The organism is Terrabacter sp. Root85, from assembly GCF_001429185.1.
In the GTDB taxonomy this organism is placed as follows: Bacteria; Actinomycetota; Actinomycetes; order Actinomycetales; family Dermatophilaceae; genus Terrabacter.
Genome location: NZ_LMIW01000008.1, coordinates 213,621 through 228,137, shown reverse-complemented (window position 1 = coordinate 228,137; position 14,517 = coordinate 213,621). Strand labels below are relative to the sequence as shown.

Below are 14,517 nucleotides of genomic sequence, written 5' to 3'. Positions count from 1 at the left end.
CCGCGTTGTCAGCCCGGACCGCTCAGAGGCTCAGCTCGGGCTTGATCCGCGACGGCGTCCACATCCGCGAGCGCCGGGCAGCGACCGTCGACACGGCGAGGGCACCGACGAGGTATGCCGCGAGCACCGCGATGCTGCCCGGCACCGGACCGAGGTCGGCGCCGTACATGAGCCGGCGGAGCCCGTCGATCGCGTACGTCATCGGGACGACGTGGTGGATGGCCTGGAGCGGCGCGGGCAACGTCTGCCAGGGGAACGTGCCGCCCGCGCTGACGAGCTGGACGACCATGAAGACGAGGCCGAGGAACTTCCCGACGGCGCCGAGCCGTGCGGCGAGGGCGTGCAGGATCGCGACGAAGGTCATGGACACGAAGACGAGGAAGAGGAAGGCGAGCACCGGGTGCGCGATCCGGATGTCGACGCCCCTCCCGACGACGAGCACGAGCGCCGCGGCCTGGAGGACGCCGACGAGCGCCGGCGCGAGCCAGCCACCGACGGCGGTGCGGACCGAGCGCTGGCTCGTCGCGAGGGCACGCGTCGACAGGGGCCGGACGAAGAGGAAGAGGACGTAGGCGCCGATCCAGAGCGCGAGGCTCATGAAGAACGGCGCGAGCCCGGCACCGTAGGAGCCGGCCGACGAGAGGGAGTCGGACGAGACCCCGACGGGGTTGCCGATCGTCTGGGCCATCGCCTTGCGCTGGGCGTCGGAAGGGTCGGGCACGGCGTCACGGCCCTTGACGAGACCGGCGTGCAGGTCGGTGGCGCCCTTGACGAGCGAGTCGAGGCCGGAGGCGAGGGAGCTCGCGCCCGACGAGAGCTGGTCGGCGCCGGTGGAGGCCTTCGTCGCGCCGGACGCGAGCGCGCTCGAGCCCGTCTTGAGCTGGTCGAGACCGGTGGCGAGCGCGCTCGCGCCGTCGCGGACCTGGACGGCGCCGGAGTGGGCCTGGGCGATGCCACTCGTCAGGGCCGGCGTCGCCGAGGCGAGCGTCCGGGCGCCGGTCGCGACCTGGTCGGCGCCCTTGGAGAGGCGGGTCAGGCTGCCGGAGGCCGACTGGATCGTGCTGTCGGCCGTGTCGACGTAGCCGTCGACGACGTCGAGCCGCGACTCGACGACGGCGAGCTGGGCGTCGGTGAGCCCCTGGGCGCGCAGGGCCGACAGGAAGCTCGACCGGTCGGCGGCGATCCGGCTCTTGAGCTGGGTCGACGCGGTCGCGGCCTTGGTGCCGTAGGAGGCGATGGTCCGGTTGCCGGCGGCGACCTGCTCGGCGCCGTCGGCGAGCCGCGCGGTCTGGGCCGGCAGGTTGGCGGTGCGGGACTGCAGCGTGGACAGGCCGGAGGCGAGCTGGGCGGCGCCCGCCTCGAGGCTGTCGGCGCCGGAGGCCGCCTGGCCCACACCGGTGTCGAGGCGCCTGGCCCCGGAGGCGAGGTCGTCGAGACCGGTCGCGAGGGTGCGGGCCCCGCTCGCCAGCCTCCTCGCGCCGTCGTCGGCCTTGACCGCCCCGGCCCGCAGCTGCTCGGAGCCGTCGGCGGCCTTGACGAGCTGGTCGTGGACGTCGCTGAAGCCGAGGAGCAGCTTGCTGGCCGCGGTCCGGCTCACCTCGCTCGCGACCGATGCCGTCACCTGCTTGATGACCTGGTTGCCGATGGTCGAGGTCATGTAGTTGTTGGCGTCGTTCGTCTCGAGCACGACCGTGGCCTGTCGCGGCCGGAACTCGGCGGTCGACGCCAGGTCGGCCGAGAACGTCCGGGGCAGGATGACGGCGAAGGCGTAGGTCCCGTCGTCGACACCGCGCATCGCCTCGTCGTGCGAGACCCGGTGCCAGTCGAAGGACCTCGAGTCGACGAGCTGGTCGGCGACCCGCCCGCCGACCTGCAGCTTCTCCCCCGTGCTGAGGGTGGTGCCGGTGTCGTCGCTCACGACGGCCGCCGGCACCTGCGGGAAGCCGCCGTAGGGGTCGTGGTTGGCATAGAGGTAGAGACCGCCGTAGAGGGTGGGGATGAGGACGAGGGCAGCCAGGGCGAGCCGGGCCAGGCGCGAGCTCGTGAGGCGGCGCAGCTCGGCGACCGCGAGGCGGACGGGGTTCATGCCGAGGGCTCCTTCGGGGTGGTTGCGGTGGTGTCCTGCGGGTCGGGAGCGGTCTCCGGCCCCGGCTCGGTCTCCGGCTCGGTCTCCGGCTCGGTCTCGGGCTCGGGCTCGGGGTCCGGCTGGGGCTCTGGCTCGGGCTCCGGCTGGGGCTCCGGCTCGGGCTCTGGCTCGGGCTCTGGCTCGGGCTCGGGCTGCGATGTGGACGCGAGCGCCGGCTGCGGCGCGGGCTCGGCCTCGACCTCGTCGGGAGGCAGCGTGGATGCCAGGGCAGCCGTCGTCAGGACGATGACGGCGAAGCCCTCCCGGGCCAGCCGGTGGCAGGTCTCGAGCCAGACCGCGTGGTCCCCGCCGTGCCGCTCGGCACCGGCGAGGACGAGGACGCGTACGTGGGGGTGGAGGGCGCCGAGCTCGAGCAGCAGGCCCGTGCGCACCCCTGCGGGCAGCTGTTCCCAGGGCACCCCGGAGCGGTCGGCGAGGTCGTGCTCGGACAGGAAGGTGGCGACAGCCGAGCGGGAGGCAGGACGCTCGGCGAGGGCGAGCTCCTCCTGCACGACGGCCCGCACCGCCAGGGAGTCCTCGGGGGCCGTCACGTCAGCGACGTCGACGAGCCGCGTGCGCAGCTGCAGCTCGGCTCGCTCCGGGACCCCGCCGATGCTGACCCGCCCACGCAGCAGGGCGACCCGGCCTCCGATGGCGAGGGCGAGTGCGACCTGGGGAATGCCCGGGTCGGTCGGGACGAACGTGACGACACCCGCCGGGGCCGTGAAGCTCACGTGCTCGACGAAGGGCTCGTGCGTGCCGGCGACGCTGACGTCGTCGACGACGACGGTGCGCTGGTCGGGGTCCGTGGGTCGGCCTGGGCTGGGAGTGGTCACCCGACGAGTATGCTCCGATACGAGGTTGTATTCAATTCGAGGTTGTATCCTTGGCGTATGCCGTCCGCCACAGCCCCGTCCACCGCTCCGCGCATCAGCGCGCGTCGCCAGGCCACCCGCGACCGTGTCCTCGAGGCCGCGAGCGAGGTCTTCGCCGAGCGCGGGTTCCACGGCGCCACGGTCGAGGACATCTGCGAACGCGCCGGCTTCACGCGAGGGGCCTTCTACTCCAACTTCAGCTCCAAGGACGACCTCGTCGTCGAGCTCTCCCGACGCCACTCGGAGGCGCTCGTCGACCGGATCCGCCGTGCGAGCAAACGCGAGCACGCGAGCGCCGACGAGGTGCTCCGCGACGTCTTCGCGGCGCTCGCCGACGACAGCAGAGAGCGCTGGCTCGTGCTCACGACCGAGTTCACCCTGCACGCCATCCGCGATGCCGACGCGCGACGCACCTGGGCTGCCCAGCAGCGTCGGGTCCGCGACGAGCTGGTGTCCGTCGTCGACGAGGCGGTGTCGCGCCAGGGACTCACCCTCCCGATCCCCACCGACCTCTTCGTCCGCGTCGCGATCGCGCTCGCCCAGGGCTCGATGACCCAGCGGCTCGTCGAACCGCGCTCTCTCGCGGTCGGAGAGCTCGAGCGCACCGTCCTGCCCATCCTCCTCGGCGTCGGTCGCTGACGACGGCGCGACCGAGGCGGGCGACCCGAGCCAGCACTCACGACGGTGGCCCCCTCCGCAAGGAGGGGGCCACCTCGGGGGTGGACGGCCGGGGGTATCTGCGCCCACCCCGGGGAGGGGTCAGTTCAGCCGCACGGTGAACGGGGTGGAGACACCGCCCAGCTCCGACTCGACGACGACCGTGGCGCCCTGGGTCGCGACGGGTCCGGTGGCGGGCCGGATCGAGAACCCGCCGGCCGCGTCGACGACCGCTGATCCGATGACCGCCCCGGCGAGTCCACCCAGGTGCGCCGTGACCCGCTGTCCCGCCACGACGCTGCTCGTGCCGTCGATGCGCCACTGGCCCTTGAAGCGCGCCGTCGTCACGACGACGGTGTCGGAGGTGGGCGTCACCACCACGTCGTCCGTGGACGTGAGGGCCCCGGTGGCATCGCGAACCGTGAGCCGGAACGTCAGCGGGCCCGCGTTGCCGTCCGAGGCGTGGAAGAGCGGGAACGTGAACGTCGGTCGGGCGGACGTGGCGCCGGAGAGGGTCACCGTCGGCCTCGTGGGGCCGGCCACCTGCGCCCAGGCATAGGTCGCGGCTCCCTGTGACGCCCCACCGTCGAGGGTCACGACGGTCCCGCGCCGCACCGTCTGGTCGGACCCGGCGCTCGCGACGACGACCGTCACCGGCGGCGTGACCGTGACGGTGGCCGTGGCACGGTCGCTCGTGCCCCCGGGTCCCGTCACGACGAGGGCTAGCTCGTAGTCGCCGGGAGCGTCAGGGGCGGTGAAGGACGCAACGGCGCTGTTCGGCGAGGTCAGGGAGATTCCTGCGGGGCTCTCCCACGCGTACGACAGGATCGTGCCGCGGGACGTGGACCCGTCGAGCGTGACGACCTGTCCCGGCTGGACCGTCTGGTCAGGTCCGGCCTGGGCCCTGACCGGGATCGGGTCCGTGGCGGGGCCGGTCACCGTCACCGGGATCGTGACGGCGCCACCGGCGGCGGAGGTGACCGTGACCGTGACGGGCGGCGCCACGAGGGGGTCGACGACCAGCGTGCCGCCGACGAGGTCACCGAGACCGACGGCGGTGAGCGTCGGGTCGGCGAACGTGTCGCTCGAGCTGGCCCCGACCGACAGCACGCGCCGGCCCGCATCGAAGACGGCGGTGCCCGACACCCGGTCGACGACGGCGATGGTCTTGCGTGACGGCGGCACGTCGCCGACGTTCGAGACCTGGACTCGGCTCGGCAGCCCGTCGGCGGCGACCCGGGCGAAGTACCTCCCGTCGCCCCCGGTCAGGGCTGTGGTGGCGAAGCCGACGACGCTCGAGGCGTCGCCCACCTCGATGGCCTGCAGCTCCCCCGGCTCCGACGAGGCGAAGACGTCGACGAGCGAGGCACCCCCGGACGAGCGGGCGTAGGTCGCGGCGTCGGCCGACACGCCGGAGGTCGTCGCGACCTTTCCCTGGACGGTGAAGAGGTCCGTCTCGATGCAGTCGGCCACGGGCCCGGTCACCGTCGGGCACGCGTCGGTCGTCGCGGACGGGTTGACGCCCGGCCCCTGGATCCGGAAGACGTTCGTGCCGTAGGGGCTGCCCTTGATCCGGTGGTCGGTGATGCCATCGCCGACGTAGGTGTCGCCCTTGAGAGCGGGGTCCGTCCGCGTGCCGAACGTGTCCCACGTCAGGAACGGCCCGATGCGGCCGCCGAGGGCGCCGGAGAAGTCGCCCGGCGCACCGATGCCGATGTCCTCGGTGTCGAAGATCAGCCCGTCGCGGTTGGCCTTGAGGGTCTTCGTCCCCACGGGTGTCGTGAACGTGTAGTCGGTGTCGTTGCGGACGTTGGTCATCTTGAGCCGCATCCGCGCGAAGACGACCTGCTCGCCGTCGACGACCGGCCCGGCGGAGAACGCTCCTTCGAGGGCCATGTCGAGGCGCGCGACGCCGGCGCTCGCCGTGTCGACCTGGGCGCCGGTCAGCGAGTAGAACGCCTCGTCGGGGTAGTTGTCAGGGAAGGCGACGGGCGCCGTCTCGTCGGGAAGGTCGCCTCGAGCGGGACAGAGCGGGTCGGCTGCGGCGACGCACAGCTCGAGCCGCAGCCCGTTCTTGTCCTTGTACCAGGTGGGGTAGCCGTTGGTCGCGCTCACGGGACCGACGGCCGCCAGGCCCGGTCCGGGCGTACCGCCGACGACGGCGGCGGATGCGCTGACACCGATGACGACCGGGAGGCCGATGACTGCGGCGAGCGCCGCTGCGGTTGGACGTCTCATGACTTGCCTTCTCACGCGTAGGTCCGGTGACGGGCGCCCGGTACGGGCGTTCCCGTCAGGCTCCGCGCGCGGCCTTGCGGAAACCTTGGGCACGGGCTCCCCCGACCCACAAGGAGATCCCAAGGTCGCCCCGCTGTCCTAGAGGGAGTTGGAGTCGATCGAGGAGGAACCATGTCACTGTCGCGTCGTGACCTGATGAAGCTGGGCGTCGTGGGTGGCGCCGCTCTGGCCCTGCCGCTGGAGCGCACCGTCCGGGCGGGCTCGAGCACGCAGAGCCGGCTCGCCACCAGCAGGCTGCCGAAGCCGTTCACGCTGCCCTTCCGGGTGCCGCCCGTGCTCCAGCCCAGCCGGGTCGACAGCACGACCGACTACTACAAGGTCTACATGAAGCCGGTCATGGCCGACGTCGTCCCGGGCCTCAAGACGCCACTGTGGGGCTACAACGGCAGCGTGCCCGGGCCGACGGTCAAGGTCGCGCAGGGCCGCCGCACCGTCATGCGCCAGGTCAACAACCTGCCGGCGACCCACCCGCTCCTGCGCTACACGCCGTGGACCTCGGTGCACCTGCACGGGTCACCGTCGGCCCCGGAGTACGACGGGTACGCCAGTGACATCACGAACCCGGGTCAGTACAAGGACTACGTCTACCCGAACACCCCGACGGCCCGGACGCTCTGGTACCACGACCACGGCCTGCACCACACGGCGGAGAACGTCCTCATGGGCCTGGCAGCGCAGTACCACCTCACGGACCCGCTCGAGCAGTCGCTGCCGATCCCGCACGGCGAGTTCGACGTCCCGTTGGTCGTCAGCGACGCGATGTTCGCGACGGACGGGCAGCTCTACTTCGACAACCACGACGAGTCCGGGATGTTCGGCGACGTCGTCCTCGTCAACGGGGTGCCGTGGCCGGTCATGAAGGTCAAGCGGCGGCGCTACCGCTTCCGGCTGCTCAACGCCTCGATCTCACGGTCCTACCAGTGGTCGCTCGACTCCGGCGACCCGTTCGTCGTCATCGCGACGGACGGGGGCCTGATGCCGGCACCCCAGCGGGTCAGGAGCTTCCGGCAGGGCATGGCTGAGCGCTACGAGGTCGTCGTCGACTTCAGCCGCTACCCCGTGGGCCGGCGGGTCGTGCTCGGCAACTCGAGCCCGAAGAACAACATCGACTACGACAACACGAACAAGGTCATGGCCTTCGACGTCGTCGGCGACGACTTCGACCCGGCCGACAACGCCGTTCCCGACCAGCTCAACCCGACCAACCCGGTCATGGCGCTGACCGCCGCCGACGCCGTGCGCACCCGAAGGCTCGACCTCGTGCGCAAGAACAGCCAGTGGACGATCAACGGCCACACGTGGGACGACGTCGTGCGCAGCCGGTTCGCGCTCGTCGAGGCAAACCCCGCAGAGGGGGACGTCGAGGTGTGGGAGATCCGCAACTCGTCGGGCGGCTGGTTCCACCCGGTCCACATCCACCTCGTGGACTTCCGCGTGCTCGACCGCAACGGCGCGGCGCCGATGGCCCACGAGCTCGGGCCCAAGGACGTCGTCTACGTCGGCGAGAACGAGACGGTGCGGGTCGTCATGCGCTTCGAGGGGCGGGGCAAGTACATGATCCACTGCCACAACCTCGTCCACGAGGACCACGACATGATGAGCCAGTTCGAGGTCGTGGCCGGGGAGTCGACCGACCCGATGAGTGATCCGTGCAGGTCGCTGCCAGAGGATGGTGAGCTGTGACCGCGACGGCCCGCGAGGGCCTTCCCGGTGCCGCGGTCGACGACGAGGGCACGCCGCAGCCGGCACACCGCTGGCGTACGCCGTCGGCCGAGGCCCGCGCGGCCGGCACCCTCCTCGGGGTGGCCGGGCTCGTCCACGTGGTCGTGACGCCGGAGCACGTCGACGAGTGGGCACCGGCCGGTGTCTTCTTCGCGGTCGTCGCCACCGCCCAGCTGTGGTTGGGCCAGGCGCTGTGGCGCGGCACCGCGAGGCGGGTCCTGCCCGCGGCGGTGCTCTCGACGGCCGGCCTCATCGCCCTCTACGTCGTGTCCCGCACCGCAGGACTGCCCTTCCACAGCGAGGGTGCGGCCGTGTCCGGTGGCGGGCACCACGGTCCCCTGCTCGTGCCCGGCGGCCACGGCAACGGGATGCCGGTCATCCCGGGGTCCGAGGGCGGTTCGACCGTCGAGGCCCTGGGGCTGCTCGATGCCGTCTGCGTCACCGCCGAGTTCGCGGCGCTGGCCCTCCTCGTCGGCCTGATGGCCCCCGCCCAGCGCCGTTCCGTCACCAACCTGCTGCTCGCGGTGGGCGTCTGTGGCTGGATCGTCTGGGCCGTGGCCCGGTTCACGTGAGCCTGCCGATGTCCGCGTCGGGACGACCGCCAGGGGATGGCGCGTCGGCAACCGGGACCGTGCGCTCCCCTCGGACGCCGCACGTGCAGTCGCCGTTCGCGGGTCGTCGGGGTCGTGGCCTCCACCACGGCTCGCGCCGCGCGCGCCGGACACTCGCCGTGCTCGCCGTCGGTCTCGCCGTCGGGTCGCACTGGGTGGTCGAGCCGGTCCGTGTCACCTCCGACTCGATGAGCCCGACGCTGTCGGCGGGCGACCACGTGATCCTGCTCCGCACGCCGTGGGCGGGGACCGTGTACCGCGGCGACGTGGTCGTCGTCGGCCCGGGGTGGGCCGAGCGGGCGGCGTCCACGACGAACGCCGGCGCTCAGGTGCCCACCGGGACGTCGTGGGTCAAGCGCGTCGTCGCGGTCGGCGGCGACGTGGTCGGCCTCGAGGACGGGCGGCTCGTCGTCGACGGCGTGCCGGTGACCGAGCCGTGGGTCGACGAGGAGTCGATGGACAGTGTGTGGTTCGGCCCCGTCGCCGTGCCCGCAGGTGCCGTCTTCGTCATGGGCGACGACCGCTCCCGCTCGGTGGACTCCCGGATCCTCGGGCCCGTGCTCCTCGACGAGCTCGACGGACGCGTCGTCACGCCGTGGCCGCTCTCCTGACGTCTTCGGCCGGTCGGCCACCCGGGAGACCCGACGGCACCGTTTCGCGTGCGGCGCGGAGCAGCGACCGGAGCCGCCGGCAGTCCTCCTCGAGGGAGGCGAGCGCCTCGGGCTGTGCCATGCCCCCGGCCCCACGACCTCCGGCCGCGTGCGCGGAGGGCAGCCGGCCCGCCCCGCGACCGTCAGCCCCGTGGGCGAGCAGCCGCACGTGCAGGCGCACGACGGCGTCGACGAGGTCGCGCAGCCCGTCGTCGTCGGACGAGGTCGCCGCGAGCAGACGCGTGAAGACCGTGCGCAGTCCCGGTCCCGGGTCGCAGCCCAGCTCGTCGGCGAAGACCGAGCGACAGGTCTCGTACTCCCGCATCGCCTCGGCCTGGCGTCCCTGGCGCTCCAGCGACTCGAGCAGCACCTGCCAAGCCGCCTCGACGAGCAGGTCGCGCTCGATCGCGTCCCGGGCCCAGGTCTCGGCCCGGGACGGGTCGCCCTCGTCCAGCGCGAGGCGCGCGGCGTCGGTGAGCACGCGCAGCACCCGAGAGTGGTGACCGGAGACGTGCTCCTCGAGCCAGGGCAGGTCGCCGTCCACCGGCGCCAGAGGACGTTCGACGAGGGCGAGGGCAGCGGCATACGCCTCCAGCGCATCGGTCCCGGACACGTCGACCGCGCGTGCGGCGGCGACGAGGCGGGTGAACTCGACGACGTCGACGGGCGCCCGGTCCACGTCCCAGCGGTAGCCGCCCGGGACCGTGACGACCGGCGTCCCGCCCGGGAACACCATCGCGAGCCGTTTCCGGAGCACACTGACGTAGGCCTCCAGCGTGCCGAGTGCACCGGCGGGCGGTCTTCCACCCCAGAGGAACTCGATGAGACGTCCCTTCGAGACACCCGCACCGGCCTCGAACAGCAGCGCCATGAGCACCTGACGCGCCTTGGCCCCTCCGACGTCGCGCGGGCCGAGGGCGAGGTCCCCGTCTCCCACGACGAGTCCCCCACACAGGCGTACGCGAAGCCCAGCAGTTCCGTTCATCCGGATCCCCCCTTGCAGAACTCCTCCCATGGTGGGCGCCGCCGGATGACGCCGGACCACCCAGCGGCGGGTGCCCCGACCCCCACTTTTCGAGGGCCGTTTCTCCGCACGCGAGGCCTCCAGCCGTGATACTGGTGCGCGGAGCGGTGCGCCGGGGAGCGCACTGTCCTGACGACGAGGGGGCTCGATGTCGTCCGAGATGATGCGTGTGCTGGTCGTCGACGACCACCGAACTGTCGCCGACGCCCTGTCGCTCGCCGTGTCAGCCCAGCCGGACATGGAGAGCGTCGGCACCGCGGGCGGCGTCGTCGACGCGCTCGCGATCATCGACCGTGCGCGCCCCGACGCGATCGTCATGGACGTGCACCTCGACGACGGTGACGGCATCGAGCTGACCCGCCGCGTCACCGATGCGCACCCGCAGGTGCGCGTGGTGGTCCTCACCGCCCACGTCACCCACGCGTTGCTGGCCCGCGCCGCCGAGGCCGGAGCCTCGGCCCTGCTGCCCAAGGGCGGCCCGCTCGCCGAGCTGATCCAAGCGCTGCGCGAGGCCAGTCGCGGGACCTTCGCCGTGCACCCGGTGCTGCTGAGGGCGCTCGTCGGCAACGGGTCCGGCAGACAGGGCACCCCGGAGCTGCTGACCTCTCGGGAGCAGCAGGTCCTGGCCCTGCTCGCCCAGGGGCGGGACCCCACGGCCATCGCCCGCACGCTCGGCATCTCGGTGCTCACCTGCCGCGGCTACATCAAGAACATCCTCGTCAAGCTCGACGCGCACAGCCAGCTCGAGGCCGTCATGATCGCTCTGCGGCGCAAGCTGATCCGGCTCGACGATGAGATCTGACCTCGCCTCCGGCAGGGCGAGCCGAGGGCCGCTCCCACCCGGCCGGTCGACCGTCGTGCGCAGCGCCGTGACCCGGTTCGTGGTCTGGAGCGTGGCGGTGCTGCTCGTCGTCGCCTCGGGCACGCTGTTGTTGTCCAAACCCCTGGCCGAGTCCCTCTCCCTCCACGAGGCCGACGTGCGCAGCGTCGCGTTCGCCAACTCGGTCGTGGCACCGCTCGTCGACGAGGGGGTGCGGGCCGGACGGCCCGAGGCCATGGCACCCCTCGAGCGCCTCATGCGGGCACGGATGGCCGACGGGTCCATCGCCCACATGAAGATCTGGACCGCCGACGGGCTCGTGCTGTGGACCGACGAGGCGGGCATGACCGGCAGGACGTACGAGCTCGAACCCGACGTCGCAGCCCTCTTCGGGGGCACCGGCGCGACCGCGGAGCTGTCAGACCTCGACAAGCCCGAGAACGCCGCCGAGCAGTCCCATGAGGAGCTCATCGAGGTCTACGTCGGCTTCCGCGCCGCCGACGGCCATCCCCTCGTCTTCGAGGCCTACTGGCCCACCGAGCGCATCCAGCACGACGTCGCCGACATCCGCTGGCAGTTCACCACGCTGGGCCTCGTCTCGCTCCTGCTGCTCGCCCTCGCCCTGCTCCCGCTCGCGCTGTCCCTCGCCCGCCGCGTCGACCGCGGCCTCGCCGAGCGGGAGGAGATGATGGCCCACGCGCTGTCGGCCTCGGACCTCGAGCGCCGACGCCTCTCGCAGGACCTCCACGACGGACTCGTGCAGGACATCGTGGGGCTCGGGTACGCGTTGCCGACCGTCGCGGCCGCCCTGCCGGAGGAGGCGACCGCAGAGCGGCACCTGCTCGAGCAGGCGACGGCCGACCTCGCACGCAGCGCCACGGGGGCGCGCGAGCTGCTCACCGACGTCTACCCGGCGGACCTGCGCAGCGGGGGCCTCGTGGCTGCCGTCGAGGAGCTGGCGGACCGGCAGCGCCGCCATGGAACCGACGTCGACGTCTCGGTGGACCCCCGGCTCGACGACTCGCTCGCCGTCGCCCAGCTGACCTTCCGGGTCGTGCGCGAAGGGCTGCGCAACGTCGACAAGCACGCGGACGCCTCGACCGTGGCGGTGTCGGCCGCCCTCCGTGGCGAGCGCGTCGTCGTCGAGGTGCGCGACGACGGCGTGGGGCCCTCGGCCACGGTTGACGAGCCTCCGTCCGGTTCGAACCGAGGGCACCTCGGGCTCCGGCTGCTGCGCGACACCCTGCGGTCACTGGGTGGCGACCTGACACTGAGCCGCGAGACCCCGGGCGGGGCGGTGCTGCGGGCCGACTTCCCCGTGCTCGGGCCGATGTCCGGGGTGCCGTCAGCCTCCTGAGACGGCGTTGATGATGTGGACCCGGGCTCCGGCCGGCACCCTTGCGCCGATGCCCTCGCCGCGCGTGGCGTCCTCGCCGTTGACGAAGACCTTGACGTGCCGACGGATCTGGCCGCGCTCGTCACGCACCTTCCCGTCGAGGATGCGATGACCGGAGAACGCCCGGTCGAGCAGCTCGGCCACGGTCTGCGACTCGGACGGCGACTCGACCTCGATCTCGGCGACGCCGCCCACGAGGTCGCGGAGCATGCCGGGGAGGATGACGCGGACGGGGGCGGACGGCATACGGAATCCCTTGCGTGTCAGGCGAGCTGGGCGGCGCGCACGACGAGCACGTCGGGCAGCTGGGTCGCGATGCGCTGGAAGGTCTCACCTTCGTCAGCCGAGGCGAAGACGTCGCCGTTGCGGGTGCCGAGGTAGACGCCGACCGGGTCGGCCGCGTCGAGGGAGGCTGCGTCGCGCAGCACGCACGTGTAGCTGTGGCCGGGCAGACCGGTCGCCTGCTGGCGCCACGTCGCACCGGCGTCCTCGGACCGCTGGACCTGCAGCTGGGCGTCCGGCGGGATGCGCTCACCCGAGTCGGCCACGGGCACCACCCAGACGACACCGGGACGGCGCGGGTGGGCGAGGACCGTGAAGCCGAAGTCGGTCGGCAGCCCCTCGGCGATGGAGTCCCACGTCGCGCCGTTGTCGTGCGAGCGGTAGACACCGTTGTGGTTCTGGGCGAAGAGCTCCCCCTCGCCCTGGCCGCGCGCCACCTTGTGCACGCACTGGCCGTACTCCGGGTACTCGTTGTCGGGCATGAAGCCGGCCCGGATGCCGGGGTTGCTCGGAGCCCACGTCTGCCCGCCGTCGCCCGTGCGGTAGACGCCGCCCGCGCTCATCGCGACGAGCACCGACTCCGGGTGCCCGGGCTCGGGGACGATCGTGTGCACGGCGCCACCGCCGAAGCCGGGCTCCCAGGTCGGGCGGTGGGGGTGGTCCCAGAGGCCCCGGACGAGCTCGTAGTGCTCGCCGCGGTCCGTGCTCTTGAAGAGGGCGTGCGGCTCGACCCCCGCCCACACGACGTCGGTGTCGTTGGGGTCGGGCGTCAGCTGCCAGACGCGCTCGAGCGCGGTGTCGGTGTCGGCCGGGAAGGCCAGGGCCCGCTGGGCGCTCTCGGTCCACGTGCGGCCACCGTCGGTGGAGGCCTGGACCGTGGGTCCCCAGTGCCACGACTTGACGCCCGCCAGCACGGTCGAGCGCCCCTCGCGGGTGTCGACGGCGACGGAGGCGACCTCGCTCATGAGGAAGTGCGGACCCTCGAGGGTCCAGTCCTGCCGGTCGGCGCTGCGGGCGATCCAGAGCCCCTTGCGCGTGCCGATGGCGACGATGGTCTCGGTCATGTTGACAGTGTCCACTATGTCCGAGGGGCAGACAAGGGTCCGGCCACGGCGTTGTCGACCGGCTCACCGGCGAGCAGCGCCTCGACCTGTCGGCGCACCAGGGCGACGGCCCGCGGGCGCATCGCGTCCGTCGCTCCCCCGACGTGCGGTGTGACGAGGACGCCCGGCGTCGTCCACAGCGGATGGTCCTGCGGCAGCGGCTCGGGGTCGGTCACGTCGAGCGCCGCCCGCAGCCGGCCGGAGGCGCACTCGGCCACGACGGCGTCGGTGTCGACGACCGGCCCCCGGGCCACGTTGACGAGGAGGGAGCCGTCCGGCATACGGCTGAGCAGCGTCGCGTCGAACAGACGACGTGTCGCGGAGGTCAGCGGCACGATGACGACGACCACGTCGTGGTCGGGCAGCAGGTCGGGCAGCTCGTCGATGCCGTGCACCCGCGGCACGAGCTCGTCGCCCTCCCGGGCTCGAGAGGCCACCGCCGTCAGCGTGACCTCGAACGGGGCGAAGCGCCGCGCGATGGCCCGGCCGATCCGCCCGTAGCCGACGACGAGCACCCGCCGGTCGGCCAGCGACGAGCGCAGGCGCAGCGGCTCCCAGCGCCCCTGGTGCTGGGACCCGACGAACTCCGGGATGTCCCGGATCGACGACAGGGTCAGGGTCAGCGCGAGCTCCGCCGTCGACGCGTCGTGCACGCCCGCCGCGTTGCAGAGGGTCACGCCCTCGGGGAGCCGGCCCACGAACTGCTCGTAGCCGGCGCTCTGCAGCTGCACGACCTCGAGGGCGTCGAGTCCGCGGGTGACGTCGGCGAGGTCGAGGCTCGTCATGTAGGGCATGACGGCGTAGCGGATCTCGGGACCGCGCGGGTGGGGCCCCTCCATGTCCCACACGACCGTGTCGACGCCGTCGAGGTCGGCGAGCGCCTCGGCGAACTCGGGGTCGGGGACGGACACGACGACGGGTTGGGCAGTCATGGCGCCCACGCTAGCCAAGACG

13 protein-coding genes are annotated in these 14,517 nt (G+C 72.7%); 6 read left to right on the top strand and 7 right to left on the bottom strand.

Annotated elements, in window-relative coordinates:
* Positions 1-22: 22 nt before the first annotated feature.
* Entirely contained in the window at positions 23-2,086 is a 2,064-nt protein-coding gene (locus ASE25_RS07595) for a YhgE/Pip domain-containing protein (RefSeq protein WP_056824444.1), read from the bottom strand.
* Complete coding sequence (locus ASE25_RS23040) at positions 2,083-2,961, bottom strand: hypothetical protein (protein WP_056824441.1); 879 nt, start codon at positions 2,959-2,961, stop codon at positions 2,083-2,085. The genes ASE25_RS07595 and ASE25_RS23040 overlap by 4 nt, the downstream gene beginning before the upstream one ends.
* Positions 2,962-3,018: 57 nt before the next feature.
* Here ASE25_RS23040 and ASE25_RS23175 point away from each other — a divergent pair, with 57 nt between their 5' ends.
* The gene (locus ASE25_RS23175; RefSeq protein ID WP_056824438.1) at positions 3,019-3,639 is read left to right on the top strand and encodes a TetR/AcrR family transcriptional regulator; all 621 of its coding nucleotides are present in this window, start codon (positions 3,019-3,021) and stop codon (positions 3,637-3,639) included.
* 120 nt (positions 3,640-3,759) lie between these two features.
* Here the strand turns inward: ASE25_RS23175 and ASE25_RS07580 are convergent, their stop codons facing one another.
* Complete coding sequence (locus ASE25_RS07580) at positions 3,760-5,895, bottom strand: PKD domain-containing protein (RefSeq protein WP_056824435.1); 2,136 nt, start codon at positions 5,893-5,895, stop codon at positions 3,760-3,762.
* Between the two features lie 171 nt (positions 5,896-6,066).
* Here ASE25_RS07580 and ASE25_RS07575 point away from each other — a divergent pair, with 171 nt between their 5' ends.
* The 3 genes from ASE25_RS07575 to lepB all read left to right on the top strand — a co-directional run bounded on the left by ASE25_RS07575 (position 6,067) and on the right by lepB (position 8,899).
* Positions 6,067-7,638 carry a multicopper oxidase family protein gene (locus tag ASE25_RS07575; RefSeq protein WP_056770299.1) on the top strand — a complete coding sequence of 524 codons (1,572 nt, stop codon included), beginning with the start codon at positions 6,067-6,069 and terminating at the stop codon, positions 7,636-7,638.
* The gene (locus ASE25_RS07570; protein WP_056770302.1) at positions 7,635-8,249 is read left to right on the top strand and encodes a hypothetical protein; all 615 of its coding nucleotides are present in this window, start codon (positions 7,635-7,637) and stop codon (positions 8,247-8,249) included. Before ASE25_RS07575 ends, ASE25_RS07570 begins: the two co-directional genes overlap by 4 nt.
* 83 nt (positions 8,250-8,332) lie before the next feature.
* Entirely contained in the window at positions 8,333-8,899 is a 567-nt protein-coding gene (gene lepB, locus ASE25_RS07565; protein WP_162260594.1) for a signal peptidase I, read from the top strand.
* Here lepB and ASE25_RS07560 read toward each other — a convergent pair.
* A complete protein-coding gene (locus ASE25_RS07560) occupies positions 8,877-9,875 on the bottom strand; it encodes a BTAD domain-containing putative transcriptional regulator (RefSeq protein ID WP_056824432.1) in 999 nt (332 codons plus the stop codon). The genes lepB and ASE25_RS07560 overlap by 23 nt on opposite strands.
* Positions 9,876-10,110: 235 nt before the next feature.
* On the opposite strand from ASE25_RS07560, the gene ASE25_RS07555 reads away from it, so the two are divergent.
* Entirely contained in the window at positions 10,111-10,764 is a 654-nt protein-coding gene (locus ASE25_RS07555; RefSeq protein ID WP_056824429.1) for a response regulator transcription factor, read from the top strand.
* Positions 10,754-12,139 (top strand): sensor histidine kinase, encoded by a 1,386-nt coding sequence (locus tag ASE25_RS07550; RefSeq protein WP_082619327.1) that lies wholly within the window; start codon positions 10,754-10,756, stop codon positions 12,137-12,139. Before ASE25_RS07555 ends, ASE25_RS07550 begins: the two co-directional genes overlap by 11 nt.
* Here ASE25_RS07550 and ASE25_RS07545 read toward each other — a convergent pair.
* From ASE25_RS07545 to ASE25_RS07535, 3 genes are read right to left on the bottom strand one after another with little or no spacing between them, the layout of a single operon-like run.
* Entirely contained in the window at positions 12,128-12,424 is a 297-nt protein-coding gene (locus ASE25_RS07545; protein WP_056824425.1) for a MoaD/ThiS family protein, read from the bottom strand. The two genes, ASE25_RS07550 and ASE25_RS07545, sit on opposite strands and share 12 nt — an antisense overlap.
* A 17-nt stretch (positions 12,425-12,441) precedes the next feature.
* Complete coding sequence (locus tag ASE25_RS07540) at positions 12,442-13,524, bottom strand: hypothetical protein (protein WP_056825638.1); 1,083 nt, start codon at positions 13,522-13,524, stop codon at positions 12,442-12,444.
* Between the two features lie 14 nt (positions 13,525-13,538).
* Positions 13,539-14,495, bottom strand: coding sequence for a 2-hydroxyacid dehydrogenase (locus ASE25_RS07535; protein WP_056824422.1), 957 nt, complete (start codon positions 14,493-14,495; stop codon positions 13,539-13,541).
* Between the last annotated feature and the right edge of the window lie 22 nt (positions 14,496-14,517).

Bases quoted from the DNA above. Each gene is read 5' to 3' on its own strand.
- ASE25_RS07595 (WP_056824444.1), bottom strand. From the start codon at position 2,086: ATGAACCCCGTCCGCCTCGCGGTCGCCGAGCTGCGCCGCCTCACGAGC.
- ASE25_RS23175 (WP_056824438.1), top strand. From the start codon at position 3,019: ATGCCGTCCGCCACAGCCCCGTCCACCGCTCCGCGCATCAGCGCGCGT.
- ASE25_RS07580 (WP_056824435.1), bottom strand. From the start codon at position 5,895: ATGAGACGTCCAACCGCAGCGGCGCTCGCCGCAGTCATCGGCCTCCCG.
- ASE25_RS07575 (WP_056770299.1), top strand. From the start codon at position 6,067: ATGTCACTGTCGCGTCGTGACCTGATGAAGCTGGGCGTCGTGGGTGGC.
- ASE25_RS07555 (WP_056824429.1), top strand. From the start codon at position 10,111: ATGTCGTCCGAGATGATGCGTGTGCTGGTCGTCGACGACCACCGAACT.
- ASE25_RS07550 (WP_082619327.1), top strand. From the start codon at position 10,754: ATGAGATCTGACCTCGCCTCCGGCAGGGCGAGCCGAGGGCCGCTCCCA.
- ASE25_RS07545 (WP_056824425.1), bottom strand. From the start codon at position 12,424: ATGCCGTCCGCCCCCGTCCGCGTCATCCTCCCCGGCATGCTCCGCGAC.
- ASE25_RS07540 (WP_056825638.1), bottom strand. From the start codon at position 13,524: ATGACCGAGACCATCGTCGCCATCGGCACGCGCAAGGGGCTCTGGATC.
- ASE25_RS07535 (WP_056824422.1), bottom strand. From the start codon at position 14,495: ATGACTGCCCAACCCGTCGTCGTGTCCGTCCCCGACCCCGAGTTCGCC.